18 protein-coding genes are annotated in these 16,744 nt (G+C 32.5%); 16 read left to right on the top strand and 2 right to left on the bottom strand.

What is annotated here, in order from left to right; all coding sequences use genetic code 11:
• The first annotated feature begins 5 nt into the window (after window positions 1-5).
• From AC15TD_RS04480 to hisIE, 13 genes are all read left to right on the top strand, one after another.
• Entirely contained in the window at window positions 6-944 is a 939-nt protein-coding gene (locus tag AC15TD_RS04480) for a UDP-3-O-(3-hydroxymyristoyl)glucosamine N-acyltransferase (protein WP_484450935.1), read from the top strand.
• Between the two features lie 64 nt (window positions 945-1,008).
• A complete protein-coding gene (sucD, locus tag AC15TD_RS04485; RefSeq protein WP_484450936.1) occupies window positions 1,009-1,887 on the top strand; it encodes a succinate--CoA ligase subunit alpha in 879 nt (292 codons plus the stop codon).
• A 203-nt stretch (window positions 1,888-2,090) separates the two neighbouring features.
• Complete coding sequence (fabG, locus tag AC15TD_RS04490; protein WP_484450937.1) at window positions 2,091-2,837, top strand: 3-oxoacyl-[acyl-carrier-protein] reductase; 747 nt, start codon at window positions 2,091-2,093, stop codon at window positions 2,835-2,837.
• A 36-nt stretch (window positions 2,838-2,873) separates the two neighbouring features.
• A complete protein-coding gene (locus AC15TD_RS04495) occupies window positions 2,874-4,907 on the top strand; it encodes a VWA domain-containing protein (RefSeq protein WP_484450938.1) in 2,034 nt (677 codons plus the stop codon).
• Between the two features lie 12 nt (window positions 4,908-4,919).
• A complete protein-coding gene (locus tag AC15TD_RS04500) occupies window positions 4,920-5,735 on the top strand; it encodes a prohibitin family protein (protein WP_484450939.1) in 816 nt (271 codons plus the stop codon).
• Between the two features lie 405 nt (window positions 5,736-6,140).
• Window positions 6,141-6,998, top strand: a complete 858-nt coding sequence (gene hisG, locus AC15TD_RS04505) for an ATP phosphoribosyltransferase (RefSeq protein WP_484450940.1) — start codon at window positions 6,141-6,143, stop codon at window positions 6,996-6,998.
• A 9-nt stretch (window positions 6,999-7,007) separates the two neighbouring features.
• Window positions 7,008-8,294, top strand: coding sequence for a histidinol dehydrogenase (hisD, locus tag AC15TD_RS04510; protein ID WP_484450941.1), 1,287 nt, complete (start codon window positions 7,008-7,010; stop codon window positions 8,292-8,294).
• Window positions 8,291-9,334, top strand: a complete 1,044-nt coding sequence (gene hisC, locus AC15TD_RS04515; RefSeq protein WP_484450942.1) for a histidinol-phosphate transaminase — start codon at window positions 8,291-8,293, stop codon at window positions 9,332-9,334. The genes hisD and hisC overlap by 4 nt, the downstream gene beginning before the upstream one ends.
• Before the next feature lie 3 nt (window positions 9,335-9,337).
• Window positions 9,338-10,471, top strand: a complete 1,134-nt coding sequence (hisB, locus tag AC15TD_RS04520) for a bifunctional histidinol-phosphatase/imidazoleglycerol-phosphate dehydratase HisB (RefSeq protein WP_484450943.1) — start codon at window positions 9,338-9,340, stop codon at window positions 10,469-10,471.
• 49 nt (window positions 10,472-10,520) lie between these two features.
• Window positions 10,521-11,114 (top strand): imidazole glycerol phosphate synthase subunit HisH, encoded by a 594-nt coding sequence (hisH, locus tag AC15TD_RS04525; RefSeq protein WP_484450944.1) that lies wholly within the window; start codon window positions 10,521-10,523, stop codon window positions 11,112-11,114.
• 113 nt (window positions 11,115-11,227) lie between these two features.
• Window positions 11,228-11,962, top strand: coding sequence for a 1-(5-phosphoribosyl)-5-[(5-phosphoribosylamino)methylideneamino]imidazole-4-carboxamide isomerase (gene hisA, locus AC15TD_RS04530; RefSeq protein ID WP_484450945.1), 735 nt, complete (start codon window positions 11,228-11,230; stop codon window positions 11,960-11,962).
• A 97-nt stretch (window positions 11,963-12,059) separates the two neighbouring features.
• Window positions 12,060-12,815 (top strand): imidazole glycerol phosphate synthase subunit HisF, encoded by a 756-nt coding sequence (gene hisF / locus AC15TD_RS04535; protein WP_484450946.1) that lies wholly within the window; start codon window positions 12,060-12,062, stop codon window positions 12,813-12,815.
• A gap of 91 nt (window positions 12,816-12,906) precedes the next feature.
• Window positions 12,907-13,500 (top strand): bifunctional phosphoribosyl-AMP cyclohydrolase/phosphoribosyl-ATP diphosphatase HisIE, encoded by a 594-nt coding sequence (hisIE, locus tag AC15TD_RS04540; RefSeq protein WP_484450947.1) that lies wholly within the window; start codon window positions 12,907-12,909, stop codon window positions 13,498-13,500.
• A gap of 33 nt (window positions 13,501-13,533) precedes the next feature.
• Here the strand turns inward: hisIE and AC15TD_RS04545 are convergent, their stop codons facing one another.
• Complete coding sequence (locus AC15TD_RS04545) at window positions 13,534-13,665, bottom strand: hypothetical protein (RefSeq protein WP_484450948.1); 132 nt, start codon at window positions 13,663-13,665, stop codon at window positions 13,534-13,536.
• A 213-nt stretch (window positions 13,666-13,878) separates the two neighbouring features.
• Here AC15TD_RS04545 and AC15TD_RS04550 point away from each other — a divergent pair, with 213 nt between their 5' ends.
• From AC15TD_RS04550 to AC15TD_RS04560, 3 genes are all read left to right on the top strand, one after another.
• Window positions 13,879-14,655, top strand: coding sequence for a tRNA pseudouridine synthase A (locus tag AC15TD_RS04550; protein ID WP_484450949.1), 777 nt, complete (start codon window positions 13,879-13,881; stop codon window positions 14,653-14,655).
• A gap of 193 nt (window positions 14,656-14,848) precedes the next feature.
• On the top strand, window positions 14,849-15,421 hold the full coding sequence (locus tag AC15TD_RS04555) for a hypothetical protein (RefSeq protein ID WP_484450950.1): 573 nt from the start codon (window positions 14,849-14,851) through the stop codon (window positions 15,419-15,421).
• 85 nt (window positions 15,422-15,506) lie between these two features.
• Window positions 15,507-16,184, top strand: coding sequence for a DUF2461 domain-containing protein (locus AC15TD_RS04560; RefSeq protein ID WP_484450951.1), 678 nt, complete (start codon window positions 15,507-15,509; stop codon window positions 16,182-16,184).
• Between the two features lies 1 nt (window position 16,185).
• On the opposite strand, the gene AC15TD_RS04565 is transcribed toward AC15TD_RS04560, so the two are convergent.
• Window positions 16,186-16,602 carry a glyoxalase gene (locus tag AC15TD_RS04565; protein WP_484450952.1) on the bottom strand — a complete coding sequence of 139 codons (417 nt, stop codon included), beginning with the start codon at window positions 16,600-16,602 and terminating at the stop codon, window positions 16,186-16,188.
• Window positions 16,603-16,744: the final 142 nt, after the last annotated feature.

The raw sequence follows: 16,744 nt of genomic DNA on the forward strand, positions 1-16,744 counted from the left end.
TTTCATTGAAATTTCCAAAACCATATACTTTAAAACAAATTGCACAACTAATTACTTGTGAATTTGTTGGAGACGAAAACTTTACTGTTTTAGGCATGAATGAAATTCATGTCGTTACGCCCGGTGATATAGTATTTGTTGATCATCCCAAATATTACGATAAAGCTCTAAATTCTCCAGCAACCATTATTTTAATTAATAAAAAAGTGGAATGCCCAGCGGGAAAGGCATTACTAATAAGTGATGATCCTTTTAGAGACTTTAATACTCTTACCAATCATTTTAAGCCTTTTGTTGCATCAGAATCGTCCATATCAGATTCAGCAGTTATAGGAAAAAACACCGTCATACAGCCAAATTGCTTTATAGGACATCATGTTGTAATTGGTGATAATTGTGTTATTCATTCCAATGTAAGTATATATGATGATACTATTATTGGTAATAACGTAACCATTCATTCTGGTACTGTTTTAGGCGCTAATGCTTTTTATTATAAAAGACGTCCGGAAGGATATGATCGTTTAAAATCATGTGGACGCGTTGTGATTGAAGGCGATGTAGATCTAGGAGCCCTTTGCACTATTGATAGAGGTGTTACAGGTGATACTACTATTGGGGAAGGTTCTAAATTGGATAATCAAATTCAAATTGGTCATGATACCATTGTCGGTAAAGACTGTTTAATAGCTTCTCAAGTGGGTATTGCTGGCTGTGTAGTGATTGAAGATGAGGTCACAATTTGGGGTCAAGTGGGTTGCACAAGCGGCATCACTATTGGTGAGAAAGCCGTTGTTCATGCGCAATCGGGAATCAGTAAATCCTTAGAAGGCCATAAAACCTATTGGGGAACTCCAGCTCAAGAAGCCAGAATTGAGCTTAGAGAAATGGCTTCGGTGAAACAAATTCCAAATATTTTATCAGAACTTAAAAAAATAAAATAAAATAGTTTAAAACAAATTTCAATAAAGTATTTTTGTACTAGTTTTAGTTAAATAATAAAAAAAAATGAGCGTTTTAGTAAACAAAGATTCAAAAATAATAGTACAAGGTTTTACAGGTAGTGAAGGAACATTTCATGCCGGTCAAATGATTGAATACGGCACTAATGTTGTTGGAGGTGTAACACCAGGAAAAGGTGGTCAAACCCATTTAGGCAGACCTGTATTTAATACAGTCGCAGATGCTGTAGAAAAAGCAGGTGCTGATACGACCATTATTTTTGTGCCCCCAGCGTTTGCTGCTGATGCTATTATGGAGGCCGCTGATGCCGGAATTAAAGTTATTATAGCGATTACGGAAGGGATTCCTGTGGCTGATATGATAAAAGCCTCAGATTATATAAAAGATCGAGACTGTCGTTTGGTTGGTCCTAACTGTCCAGGGGTTATTACGCCTGAAGAAGCAAAAGTAGGTATTATGCCTGGATTTGTTTTCAAAAAAGGAACCGTAGGTATTGTGTCTAAATCAGGAACGCTAACCTACGAGGCTGCAGACCAAGTTGTAAAACAAGGTTTAGGAATCACAACGGCTATTGGAATTGGTGGAGACCCTATAATTGGAACCACAACAAAACAGGCTATTGAATTACTTATTAAGGACCCAGAAACCGAAGCCGTTGTTATGATTGGTGAAATTGGAGGTCAATTAGAAGCCGATGCAGCCAACTGGTATAAAGCTAGTGGAAGTAAAAAACCTATTATTGGTTTTATTGCAGGTGAAACAGCTCCTGCTGGAAGAACGATGGGGCATGCTGGAGCTATTGTTGGCGGAAGCGATGATACGGCTCAAGCGAAAAAGAAAATTATGAGATCTTGTGGCATACATGTGGTTGATTCTCCTGCTGAAATTGGTAAGAAAGTAGCTGAAGTTTTAGCATCAATGTAAAATAATTGCTTTAAAATATTTAAAAACCTTACAGAAATCTTGTAAGGTTTTTTTATTTGAAGCCATTTGTATTTGTTATATTTGAACATCAACATATCATTATAAAAACACAGGAAACATCCAAAAAAATATAGTATAAGTATTTATTTAAATAATGAATCAGGATGTATCATGTGACCGTTAAAAATAAATATTAAAGACATATGAAATTATTAGAAGGAAAAACAGCCATTATAACAGGGGCCAGTAGAGGAATAGGTCGCGGAATTGCTCAAGTTTTCGCACAGCAAGGTGCTAATGTTGCTTTTACATACAGTTCGTCTGTTGAAGCAGCCAATGAATTAGAGAGTGAGTTAAACGCCATGGGTGTTAAAGCTAAAGGCTATAAAAGTAATGCTGCCGATTTTAATGAAGCGCAACAATTAGCCGATGACGTTGCTGCTGAGTTTGGGAGTATAGATATTTTAGTAAATAATGCAGGTATTACAAAAGACAATTTGCTTATGCGTATTACTGAAGCGGATTTTGATTCGGTTATTGAAGTTAATTTAAAATCTGTTTTCAATATGACCAAGGCTGTTCAAAGAACCATGCTAAAACAACGTAAAGGCTCAATTATTAATATGAGTTCTGTTGTTGGCGTAAAAGGTAATGCTGGACAGACGAATTATGCAGCTTCAAAAGCAGGAATCATAGGGTTTTCAAAATCTGTTGCCTTAGAGTTAGGCTCAAGAAATATAAGAAGTAATGTGATTGCGCCAGGTTTTATTGAGACAGAAATGACTGCTAAATTAGATGAAGAGGTTGTAAAAGGATGGCGCGCTGGAATCCCTCTTAAACGTGGGGGAACTCCTGAAGATGTTGCCAATGTTTGTGTGTTTTTAGCAAGTGATTTAAGCGCTTATGTAACGGGGCAAACGTTGCATGTTGATGGAGGTATGCTTACTTAGTTTTTTCTTTAAATTGAAAGTTTATTGTAATCATCAATGTCTATAGAAACAAGTATATATATTATTATTTCAGGAATTATAGCGCTATTATTGGCGCTATTTCTCTATAATGGCAAGAATACTGCTGATAAAAGGTTGAAAATTGTCTTTATCTTTTTAAGGTTTCTAACTATTTTTTCAATCTTACTTCTTGTAATAAACCCAAAATTCAACCAAATTTCTTATTACAAAGAAAAACCTAGTTTAGTCGTTTCCATTGATAATTCATCTTCCATTAAACACTTAAATCAAGATAAAAACGCCTTAACTTTTATAGGAAGTATATTAGAGAATAATAAGTTAATTGAAAAGTTCAATATAGAAACCTATACCTTCGGTAATAATGTCGTTGCTTCAGACTCCATTAGTTTTTCTGATAACGAAACGAATCTCGATAATTTGTTTAAGCAATTATCACAGGTCTATAAAAATAATGTAGCACCGATGCTACTTGTTTCAGATGGCAATCAAACCATAGGTAATGATTATGAAAATATGGCATACACGTATAAGCAACCGGTGTATTCAATTATTTTAGGCGATACAACAGCTTATACAGATGTAAGCATTCAAACTCTTAATGTAAATAAATATGCATTTTTAAAAAATAAATTTCCAGTTGAATGCATTGTGGCTTATAATGGAAATAATAAGATTGATACGCGTTTTGAAGTGTATTATGGAAAATCACTAGTATATTCAGAACCTATACATTTTACAAAAGATTCAAATTCTAAAGTCCTAAATTTCACCTTAGAAGCTAATAAGGTTGGTGTATTTAGCTATAAGGCTCATATCAATCAAATTGATAGCGAGAAAAACAATGTCAATAATACTAAGTTTTTTGCTGTCGAAGTGATTGATCAAAAAACTAATGTTGCTATTGTTAGTGATATGATACATCCAGATATAGGCGCCTTTAAAAAGAGTATTGAAAGTAACGAACAACGAAAGGCTTCTATATTAAAACCAAATGAGGTTATAAAACAAATTGATGATTTTCAATTAATTATACTGTATCAGCCAAATAATACATTTAAGAATCTAATGGAAATAATCCCATTAAAAAATAAGAATTCGCTTTTCATTATTGGTTCTAAAACAGACTTACAATTTATGAATACTTCTGTGTCTTATTTTAAGAATGAAATAACGAATCAAACAGAAGATTATTTGCCTTATTTTAATTCAAATTATACGCCTTTTATTATTAATGACATTAATTTTGAAACATTTCCACCATTAAAATCAAATTTTGGTAATGTTTCATTTTCAATCCCTTTTGAAACCATCCTTTTTAAAAAACTTAGAAATATTACAACGGATGAACCATTGTTGGCAACGTTTGAAAACAATGGACGACGCGAAGGTTTACTATTAGGGGAGAACATTTGGCAATGGCGTGCTCAAAGTTTTTTAAACACGAATTCATTCAATAGTTTTGATGATTTTTTCAGTAAAATCATTCAATACTTATCGTCTAATAAGCGTAAAGAGCGCTTGAGTATTGATTATAATTCCTTTTATAACGGAGCTAACGGTGTTATCTTTAATGCCGAGTTTTTTGATAAAAATTATGAGTTTGATACCAGAGAAACATTGGTTATCGAGGTTAAAGACGTGGAGTCAGGGGAAGAAAAATCTTTTCCATTTATTCTTAAAAATAACAGCTATCAAGTAGATTTAAGTAGTCTGACACCTTCAGATTATACGTTTAAGGTGCACCCTAGCAATGAAAATATAACGAAAGCAGGAGCATTTAAAATTCTTGAATATAATGTTGAACAACAATTTTTAAATGCCAATGTAACAAAACTCCAGCAAATTGCTACTAATAGTTTAGGTAATAGTTATTTTATAGGAAATACTGAATCTTTGATAAGTGATTTAATAAATGACAATAGATACCAAACTATCCAAAAAGAACATAAAAATATCATACCTTTGATAGATTGGAAATATTTACTCTTTTTAATAGCTTTAAGCTTAGCTATAGAATGGTTTTTAAGAAAATATAACGGATTAATTTAAATAAAATAAAACATGGAAAAATTACCAAAAATAGGAATACCAATTATTATTGCTGCCATCATACTTATTATTGTATTGGCAAAATCTGCTGTAACCATAGATTCTGGTGAGGCAGGCGTATTGTTTAAGACCTTTGGAGATGGCGTTGTTACAGATAAACCACCTATGAGTGAAGGTTTTCATCTTGTAGCGCCTTGGAATAAGGTGTTTGTCTATGAAGTACGTCAACAAGAGCTTTTTGAAAAAATGAAAGTACTGTCATCTAACGGATTAGAAATTCAAATTGATGCTTCTGCATGGTATGAGCCCGTTTATAATGACTTAGGAAATTTACACCAATCTCTTGGTCAGAATTATTTACAACGTGTTATACAGCCGGCTATTCGTAGTGCTGCTCGTAGTGTTGTTGGTCGTTATACGCCAGAACAGCTTTATTCAAGCAAACGTGACGCCATTCAAGATGAGATATTTTTAGAAACTAAAATAATTCTTGAAAAACAATTTGTACAATTAAACGAAATTTTAGTTAGAGATGTTACGTTGCCTTCAACGATTAGGGAAGCTATAGAACGTAAATTAAAACAAGAACAAGAATCTTTAGAGTATGAATTTAGATTAGTTACTGCTGCTAAAGAAGCAGAAAAAGTAATTATTGAAGCTGAAGGAAAGGCTGAATCTAACCGTATTTTAAGCGCCTCGTTAACAGATAAAATTTTACAAGATAAAGGTATTGATGCCACTATGAAATTAGCTGAGTCACCAAATAGCAAAGTGATCGTTATTGGTTCTGGAGATAGTGGATTACCTATCATTTTAGGAAATCAATAAAGTTTACATCATATTTTCATAAAAAAGCAGAAACTTTAAGTTACTGCTTTTTTATTTAATGAACATTATTAAAACTGTTACATAGTTTGGGTTCATAATGTTTAATTAATGACGGAAATACTTATGATTACGTAAATTTTATTGCATATTCCTTAAAAATATTAAATTTATAAAAAATTCAAACCAAATATTTGGATACATTCGTTTAAATTTTAGATATTTGTGCGTATTAAATAAGTAATCATGAGTTTTATTCAATTTCATCACCATCATTTTCGAATTTGCCATCAAGCGAAGTGAAAATGTATTGAATAAATTCAACATATATTTTAAACCCGTTTGAGACAATCAAACGGGTTTTTTAATTCCAAATTAAGATTGTTTCAAACTCATAAAAACTAACAAATGAGTAAATTAAGAATTGCAGTACAAAAATCAGGTCGTTTACACGACGAATCTATGGAACTACTAAAAGATATAGGTATTTCTATTGATAACGGCATAGATCAATTAAAAGCATCAGCCAGAAATTTTCCTGTTGAAGTTTTCTATTTAAGAAATGGCGATATTCCTCAATACCTCAAAGATGGTGTTGTTGATGCTGCTATTATTGGTGAAAATGTACTTATAGAAAAAGGTAATGGTATTAACATCGTTGAAAAACTAGGGTTTTCTAAATGCAGAGTTTGTATTGCAGTGCCTAAAACAATGGACTATAAAGATAGTACTGATTTAGATGGAAAACGAATCGCAACATCATATCCTAATACCATTCAGAGTTATTTAGATAATAATGGGATTAAAGCCAATCTACACATTATTAATGGTTCTGTAGAAATAGCACCAAATATAGGGTTGGCTGATGCTATTTGCGATATTGTTTCTAGTGGAAGTACCCTGTTTAAAAATAATTTAAAAGAGGTTGAAATGATTCTAAAATCAGAAGCAGTATTAGCAGTTTCTCCTATTTTAGATGATGAAAAACAAGCTATTTTAGATACGATTCAATTTAGAATAAAATCAGTACTTAAAGGGCGAGATTCAAAATATGTATTGCTTAACGCGCCAAACGATAAGGTTAAGGCTATTATTAATGTGTTGCCAGGAATGAAAAGCCCTACAGTTTTGCCTTTAGCGGAAGAAGGTTGGAGTTCTGTTCATTCCGTTATTAGCAAAAATGAGTTTTGGGATGTTATTGACGAATTGAAAGCCAATGGCGCTCAAGGAATTCTAGTATGCCCAATTGAGAAAATGGTGTTATAAAAAAGTCTTATGCAAATAATTGATAATCCAGATAAAACCCAGTGGCAACAACTATTGCAACGGCCAACGCAAACCGTGGATGATATTGAAGCTACGGTGAATCAAATTTTTAATGAGGTTCGGCAGCAAGGTGATGAAGCTATAAATAAGTATACCATACAATTTGATGGAATAGATTTAAAATCGAATATGGTAACTGCTGAAGAAATTGAAATAGCTATTTCTAAAGTATCTGATAAACTTAAAAAAGCCATACACGTCGCGAAGCATAATATAGAAGTATTTCATAAGGCTCAAAAAACATCTAAAATTGAAGTAGAAACAACTAATGGTGTGCAATGTTGGCAGGAAAAAAGACCTATTGAAAAGGTTGGTTTGTATATTCCAGGTGGCACTGCACCCTTATTTTCAACCGTTTTAATGTTAGCGGTTCCTGCTCAAATAGCGGATTGTAAAGAGATTGTATTATGTTCGCCACCTAATAAAAAAGGTGAGTTAGCTCCTGAAATTTTATTTACTGCACAACTTTGTGGTGTAACTAAAATTATTAAAGCAGGAGGTATTCAAGCCATCGCTGGTTTAACATTTGGAACAGAAACGATTCCAAAAGTGTATAAAATTTTTGGTCCGGGCAATCAGTTTGTTACTGTAGCGAAGCAATTATCAACCAAATATGGTGTGGCTATTGATATGCCTGCGGGACCAAGTGAACTATTAGTGGTAGCCGACGCCTCTGCCAATGCAGCGTATGTCGCTTCCGATTTATTAAGTCAAGCCGAACACGGTACCGATAGTCAGGTTATTTTAGTATCGACATCTAAAACATTAATGCATAAAGTATCCAATGAAGTTGGAAAACAATTAGATGTGCTTCCGCGTAAAGCAATTGCAGAAAAAGCCATCGCAAATTCGAAACTGATCTATATTGAAAATGATACGTTAGCGCTGGAGTTGATTAATGAATACGGGCCAGAACACTTTATAATTTGTACAAAGAACAATGATTTTTATGTCAATGGAATCATAAATGCAGGGTCCGTATTTATTGGAGATTACACCCCAGAAAGCGCAGGTGATTATGCGTCTGGAACCAATCATACCTTGCCTACTAATGGATTTTCAAAGGCGTATTCTGGTGTTAATTTAGATAGTTTTCTAAAAAGTATGACTTTTCAAAAAATATCTAAAGAAGGCTTGCTTAATATAGGGAATACGATTGAGCTTATGGCGGAAGCTGAAGGCTTACAAGCGCATAAAAATGCCGTTTCAATTAGGTTAAAAGATTTGAAATTATGAACATTCAAAACTTAATACGCCCCAGTATCAAGGCTTTAAAACCGTATTCATCGGCAAGAGATGAGTTTCAGGGTGTTCCTGCAGATATGGTATTTTTAGACGCGAATGAAAATCCGTTTGAAAATGGTGTGAATCGGTATCCCGATCCGAATCAAAACAAGTTGAAAGCGCTTTTATCTGAAATTAAACAGGTACCAACTAAAAACATCCTTTTGGGAAATGGTAGCGATGAAGTTTTAGATCTGATTTTCAGAATGTTCTGTGAACCTAATAAAGACAATGTCATTATTTTGCCTCCAACCTATGGCATGTATGAGGTTTTGGCTAATTTAAATGCGATTGAAACGATTAAAGTTCCCTTATCTGATAAGTTTGAACCTAAGGTTGAAGATATTTTAAATACTGCCAACTCCCATAGTAAACTCTTGTTTTTGTGTTCCCCAAACAATCCGACTGGAAATAGCTTTAGGTCTGATGCTGTCGAACGTTTAATAAAAGAATTCAATGGTATTGTAGTGATTGATGAAGCCTATATTGATTTTTCAAAAGAGCAAAGTTGGTTAAGTAGACTGGAAGCGTTTCCAAATTTAATTGTGACTCAAACACTCTCAAAAGCATATGGAATGGCGGGGATTCGTTTAGGACTTTGTTATGCCTCAACCGAAATCATTTCTGTATTAAATGCTATCAAACCACCTTACAATGTTAATGAATTAACGCAACAAAAAGCGATTGAAAATTTGAGTCAACCTAATATAGCTAAAAATCAGATTGCTGATATTCTAAAAGAGCGCGAGGTTTTAATAAATGAATTAAAAGCCATAAGTTTTGTTTCAAAAATATATCACTCTGATGCTAATTTTGTTTTAATAAAAGTTGATAATGCCAATAAGCGTTATGAACAACTTATAAGGAATGGCATCGTTGTTAGGAACAGAACCACCCAGTTTGGTTGTGAAAACTGTTTGAGAATTACTGTTGGAACCGTTTTTGAAAATAAAGGATTAATTAAAGTATTGTATCAACTTCAAAGTGAGTAACGTATGAAAAAAGTATTATTTATAGATCGTGATGGTACCATTATAAGAGAACCTGCTGACGAACAGATAGATTCCTTTGAAAAGTTGCAATTTTATCCAAAAGTTTTTCAATACTTAAGTAGGATTGTAAAAGAATTAGATTATGAATTAGTTATGGTTACTAATCAAGATGGTTTAGGAACAAATGTATATCCTGAAAACATCTTTTGGCCCGTTCATAATTTTATCATAAAAACCTTTGAAGATGAGGGTATCGTTTTTAAAGAACAATGTATTGACAGAACTTTTGCTAAAGACAATGCACCTACAAGAAAGCCAAATACGGGGTTATTAACAAAGTATTTTTCCGATGATTATGATTTAGAAAACTCATTTGTAATAGGGGATAGGTTAACAGATATTGAATTAGCTAAAAATTTAGGTGCTAAAGGCATTTTTATAAATGACGAAACACATTTAGGAGTTGATGAAATTACGGTTAAACGAGAAGAATTAAGTGATTATATTGCTTTAGAAACCAATGATTGGGGAAAAATTTATGCTTTTTTGAAAGCTGATGATAGAAGCGGTGGACTGATACGAAATACCAATGAAACAAAAATTGCGATTCAGTTGAATCTTGACGGCACTGGAAAAAGCAAAATTAATACGGGCATCGCATTTTTTGACCATATGTTAGATCAGATTGCACGCCACGGACAGCTAGATTTAAAAATACAAGTGGATGGCGATTTAGAAGTCGACGAACACCATACTATTGAAGATACAGCTATTGCTTTAGGTGAATTATTTAATAAAGTTTTAGGGAATAAGTTGGGAATAGAACGTTACGGGTTTTGTTTACCTATGGATGATTGTTATGCGCAAGCTGCTATCGATTTTGGTGGACGAAACTGGTTGGTTTGGGAAGCCGATTTTAAACGCGAAATGGTTGGGAAAATGCCTGCTGAGATGTTTTATCATTTCTTTAAATCATTTACTGATGGTGCCAAATGCAACTTAAACATAAAAGCAGAAGGAACAAACGAGCATCATAAAATTGAAGCTATTTTTAAAGCCTTCGCAAAAGCTATTAAAATGGCCGTAAAGCGCGATATTGATAAAATGATTTTGCCATCAACAAAAGGAATGTTATAAATGAGATTTTAGCACGTTGTGGTTAGTTGTTAGCTAAAAGTAAAAATATATGAAGTTAGTCATCATAAATTACGGAGCAGGAAACATTAAAAGTATTCAGTTTGCTTTTAATCGTATGGGCATTGATGCGATATTATCAAATGATGTAGATGAGATTCTTGCAGCGGATAAAATTATATTTCCAGGTGTAGGTGAAGCGAGTAGTGCCATGAAAATGCTTGAGAAAATTGAGTTAGATACCCTAATTCCAAAGTTAAAACAACCTGTTTTAGGTATATGTTTAGGGATGCAACTCATGTGCAACGCTACAGAAGAAGGAAATACCAGGGGCTTAGGAATTTTTGATACGGAAGTAAAACGGTTTTCAAATAATGTAAAAGTACCACAAATGGGGTGGAATGTCATAAAAAACCTAAAGTCTGATTTGTTTTCCGGGATTAAAGAAAATGAATATATGTATTTAGTGCATAGTTATTATGCTGAACATTGTGAACAAACCATTGCTGCAACGGATTATGGACTTAATTATGCCTCAGCCTTACAGCATAATAATTTTTATGGGGTTCAATTTCATCCAGAAAAGAGTAGCTTAGCAGGAGCAAAAATATTGGAAAACTTCTTAAAGTTAAAAGTAAAAAATTAAATATTAAAAGTTTTTGAAAAAAGAGTCATTAGCTATAACAGTAGCACTTAGATAAACTACCAAACGAAATAGTCAAAACTTATAACTTTTAATATCAAATATTTAATATTGTAATGAGAATTATACCAGCCATAGATATTATAGACGGAAAATGTGTCCGCCTAACAAAAGGCGATTATGAAACAAAAAAGGTTTATAATGAAAATCCGCTTGAAGTCGCTAAAGCCTTTGAAGCCTCGGGAATTGAATATTTACATTTGGTTGATCTAGATGGCGCCAAGGCTAAACATATCGTTAATTACAAGGTTTTAGAACAAATTGCATCAAAAACAAGTCTTAAAATTGATTTTGGAGGTGGATTAAAGGCTAATGAAGATTTGCATATAGCTTTTAATTCTGGCGCTAAACAAATTACTGGTGGAAGTATTGCCGTTAAAGATCCTAAAACATTTGAAGGATGGATTTCAAAATACGGTTCTGCTAAAATTATTTTAGGAGCTGATAGTGACAACGGAAAAGTCTCCATAAGTGGTTGGATGGAACAGAGCAAAGAAGATGTTATTCCGTTTATTAAAGCCTATCAAAGAAAAAGTATCCAATATGTGATTTGTACAGATATCTCAAAAGATGGTATGTTAGAAGGGCCTTCCGTTGAATTATACAAGGAAATTATTGCTGAATGTTCTAATAGTAGTAGTGGGCAATCTATTAAATTAATTGCTTCTGGTGGTATTTCGTCTATAGAAGAAATTCCAATCCTTAGAGACATGGGATGTGAAGGTGTTATAATAGGAAAAGCTATCTATGAAAACCATATAAGTTTAAAACAACTTGAAAAATATGTTTAATACGTGTCATTACAAGGAGTGAAACGACGTGGTAATCTTTCTGATTAATAAGATTACCACGACCTAAGTGTCTCCTAATGACGTTTTAATAAAAAAAATGTTAACAAAACGAATTATACCTTGTTTAGATATTAAAAACGGTCGTACTGTAAAAGGTGTCAATTTTATTGATTTGCGTGATGCTGGCGATCCTGTAGAATTAGCAAAACAATATGCTGATATGGGTGCTGATGAATTAGTGTTTTTAGATATTTCTGCAACACTAGAAGGTCGCGCGACAACTTTAGACATGGTATTACATGTGGCCGAACAAGTTAATATTCCATTCACGGTTGGTGGCGGCATTTCATCGATTGAACATGTGGATGCCTTGTTGCAATGTGGTGCTGATAAAGTGTCTATTAATTCTTCAGCAGTAAAGCGTCCGGATTTAGTTAATGAATTGGCTGATAAATTTGGAAGTCAGTGTGTTGTTGTAGCGATTGATGCCAAGGAAAAAAACGGACAATGGAAAGTGCATTTAGCAGGTGGAAGTATTCCGACTGATATTGATTTATTTGAATGGGCAAAAGAAGTTGAACAACGTGGTGCAGGTGAAATTTTATTTACTTCGATGAATCATGATGGTACAAAAAATGGATTTGCAAATCAAGCATTGGCCAAATTATCCTCAGAATTAAATATTCCTATTATTGCTTCTGGTGGTGCTGGTAATGTTCAGCATTTTATAGATACGTTTAAAGACGGAAAATCTGATGCAGCCTTAGCAGCCAGTGTTTTTCACTTTGGTGAAATTCCGATTCCAGACTTAAAAAAAGAATTAAAAAAGAATAATATAGAGGTACGACTTTAGTATTCATTACGAGGAGGAACAACAAAGTAATCTAAAACATAAACAGATTGCCACATCACTAAAAAGTGATTCGCAATGACAAATATATATTATGAACATTACATACAATAAAGACGGATTGGTTCCAGCGATAATACAAGATGCTACAACAAAAAATGTTTTGATGCTGGGCTATATGAATAAAGAAGCCTACCAAAAAACGTTAAAAACAAAACAAGTCACTTTTTTTAGTAGAAGCAAGCAAAGGTTATGGACGAAAGGTGAAGAAAGTGGTAACTATTTAAACTTCGTTGATATTAAAAACGATTGTGATAACGATACGCTTTTAATTCAGGTGCATCCAGTTGGGCCAACCTGTCACAAAGGAACAGATACCTGTTGGGGAAAGGAAAATAAATCTAATTACGGATTCTTTTCAACCTTAGAAGATGTAATAGCTGAACGTGTTGCGAATAAAGACACCAATAAGTCTTATGTGGCTAGTTTATTTGCAAAAGGTATTAACAAAGTAGCTCAAAAAGTAGGTGAAGAGGCAGTTGAAACGGTGATTGAAGCCATGGATAACAATGATGAGTTATTTATTTATGAGTCGGCAGATTTGTTATTTCATTACTTAATGCTATTACAAGCTAAAGGCTTTACTTTAAAAGATATTGAAGAAGAATTAAAAGGAAGACATAAATAAATTTAAACAAAAGGGCTTTGGTCCATCGTTTTTTTAAGAATAATAATAAACAACCCATTGCACCTCCCTAAACAGCAATGGCGAAAGCTGCTGTAGCCCAGCAGGAATATCTGTATAAATGGCTTGTTCTGCTTCTGGTAACGCTTTTAAAACATCATCGGACATATATGCCTGACCTTAAATAAGCCATCGCGCCTATACATTTTCAAATAAATGCAACAATACTTATAATCCAAAACCAAACAGGTGGCTTATTTGATACATTTTCAGTCATAATAAATAGTTTTAGTTAGTTAATAGAATACAATTTATAAAATTTTTGTCATACTTAATAAAATGGCTTACTTTCAAAATCTTTAAAAATTATAATAAAACGCTTTGAAGAAATACTTTTACCTTGTAACCGTTCAGTTTTTGGGATACCGATTTCATGGTTGGCAAAAACAGCCTCATTTAAAAACGGTTCATTTAATGATTGATAGAACCTTAAAATTTATTCTTGAAGACAAGCCTTTTAAAACTCTTGGCTCTGGAAGAACGGATGCGATGGTGTCGGCTCAAGAAGCGGCGTTTGAATTGTTTATGAAACACCCGATTGAAGATTTAGATTCCTTTTTAGAATTATTTAACTATAATCTTCCGCAAGATATCAGAGCTTTAAAAATTAGGGAAGTAGATTCTGAATTTAATATCATTCAAAATTCTAAAATTAAGGAATATTTGTATTTGTTTACACAAGGCAGTAAAAATCATCCGTTTTGTGCGCCCATAATGACCTCTATTTTAGAACCTCTTGATATTGAATTAATGATGTTAGGAGCAAAATGTTTTGAGGGCACTCATTATTTTAAAACCTATTGTTATAGAGCAACCAATGAAGGTATTTATGACAGAACTATTGAAACCTGCGAACTCTTTGAAAATACTATGTTTACGGCTAATTTTTTTCCTAACAAAAGCTATATTTTGAAAGTAAGAGGAAAAGGGTTTATGCGAAACCAAATTCGACTTATGATGGGCGCTTTAATAAAATTAGGAAGAGGTGATATTACCCTGGAATATATTAAAGAAAGCTTAAAACCCGAGAGTAAAGAGGTGATGGATTATATAGCGCCTGCTTCAGGATTAATTCTTAATAAAATAGAATTTATTTAGTTTAGCAACGCAATATCTCAGCCTATGTTTTTATTAGTAAATGCTAAATAATAAAGACATGTTAATTGTACAATACTTAATAAAAAACATGTAACAGACAATATAGAGTTTAGGGTCATCTTTGTATATGATATTTAGTCTAAAACTGAAGGGTCTAAATACCACTTTATAAATTTAACTTAAAAACAAATACATGAAAAATTTAATAGTATTGATTGCAATAATGCTTTCCGGAAATTTCTTTGCTCAAGAATCACCAAAGGAAGTAAAAAAAGAAACCGAAGTAAAAACCATTAAAACAAAAGACGCAGAGAAAACTACCGAAAAGAAGGTGAAAGTTATTACTCTAGAAACAGCATCTGTTGAATTAGATAAAAAAGATAAGGATAAGACAAATCAAAATCGTGTTGAATCAACAACGAAAGTTGAAAAAACAGTTATTATTGATAATGATGACGATGACAATTATGATGTTTTAACCCAAGAAACTTATTATATTTTAGGTGATGAAACATATATGTTTACTCCTAATGAAAAAGGTTTTGATATTGCTTTTGAAAAAAATAAAAATAAAAATAAAAATAAAGATAATGACCATTTGATTAAAGTTGGAAAGGCTTGGGCAACAAATACTGATGGATATTACATTTTAAACGGAAACATGCATTCTGGTTTTGGTTATTTTGATTCTAAGGGAAATTTTTCTGTGGAATACTATAATAAAAATACAAATCAAGTTGAAGTTAAATCGTATATGAAAAATTAACGTTTGAAAAAATGTTAACTAATAATAAAAGTCCCGAATGAATCGGGACTTTTTGTATTTTCGAAAAAAATAAAGGATTATATCAATGAATACACCTTTTTCAGCATCTGTGCTTGACTTCTTGAGAAAACTAGAGAAAAATAATAATCGCGATTGGTTTAACGCCCATAAGAAAGAATTTAAATCTATTGAAGCCGATGTTAAACAGGTTTATTCACAATTATTTAATCTCATTAAAGTGCATGATGATGTTGATGCATTTAAGATATTTAGAATTTACCGTGATGTTCGTTTTTCAAAAAACAAACAACCCTATAAAACCCATTTTGGCGGGTCGTTTAACAGAGTCAAGCCAAATTTAAGAGGTGGTTATTATGTACACATACAACCTCATAATGAAAGTTTTATTGCTGCTGGTTTTTGGGATCCAAATAAAGAGGATTTGCTTAGAATTAGAAAAGAATTTGAAATGGATGATCAAGAAATACGAGATATTATTAACGACAAAACATTTAAAAGCACCTGGGGAGAATTAACTGGTGATGAATTAATTACAGCTCCTAAAGGCTTTGATAGGGAGCATAAAGCCATTGATTTAATAAGAAAGAAACAGTATGTTTTTATTAAGAAATTTTCGGATAAAGAGGTGCTTGAATCTAATTTTATAACTCAAGTAAATGAGGCATTTAAAGCAATTAGGCCATACTTTAATTATATGAGTGATGTGCTTACGACCGATTTAAACGGTGTTTCTATAATTTAAACTATACCGCTTTTAAAAATTCTGGTCTTTCAATAAGCTGAATATTGCTAATTAATCTATCCTTTACTATTTGCATCATTCGTTTGTTTAAAGCGGAAGAATTTTGAATATATAATTTATATTCGTCAACAGTAAAAAGCCCTATGACAATCCCTTTTAGTGAATTACGAAATTTTATATCCCTTTGAATCGCATTCTCTATATAACTAATCCGCTTTTCGATACTTAAATCATAAAAAGAACCTTTATGTTTATTAGCATAGTTTTTAAAAACTTCAATAAATAAGTCGTTTTGTAACTTAACAATAGGTCTAATAACTAAATTTTGAAATCGTTCATCACTACTCATAGTATCATTAATTGTAGCTGATGAAATCTCGGGACGAATACTTTCAAGGTTAATTTGTCTTGTGTTCATGACATTAGAATTTAAATAAAAATATAGATTAATAAAACGCTTTATATTGATTGGTTTTATAGTTTTTAACTAGGTTATCAACAATCACATTTTTTTATCATAATCTATATGTTATATTTACTATAAGTAGAAAGTAAATATT

Source organism: Yeosuana sp. (assembly GCF_057126245.1).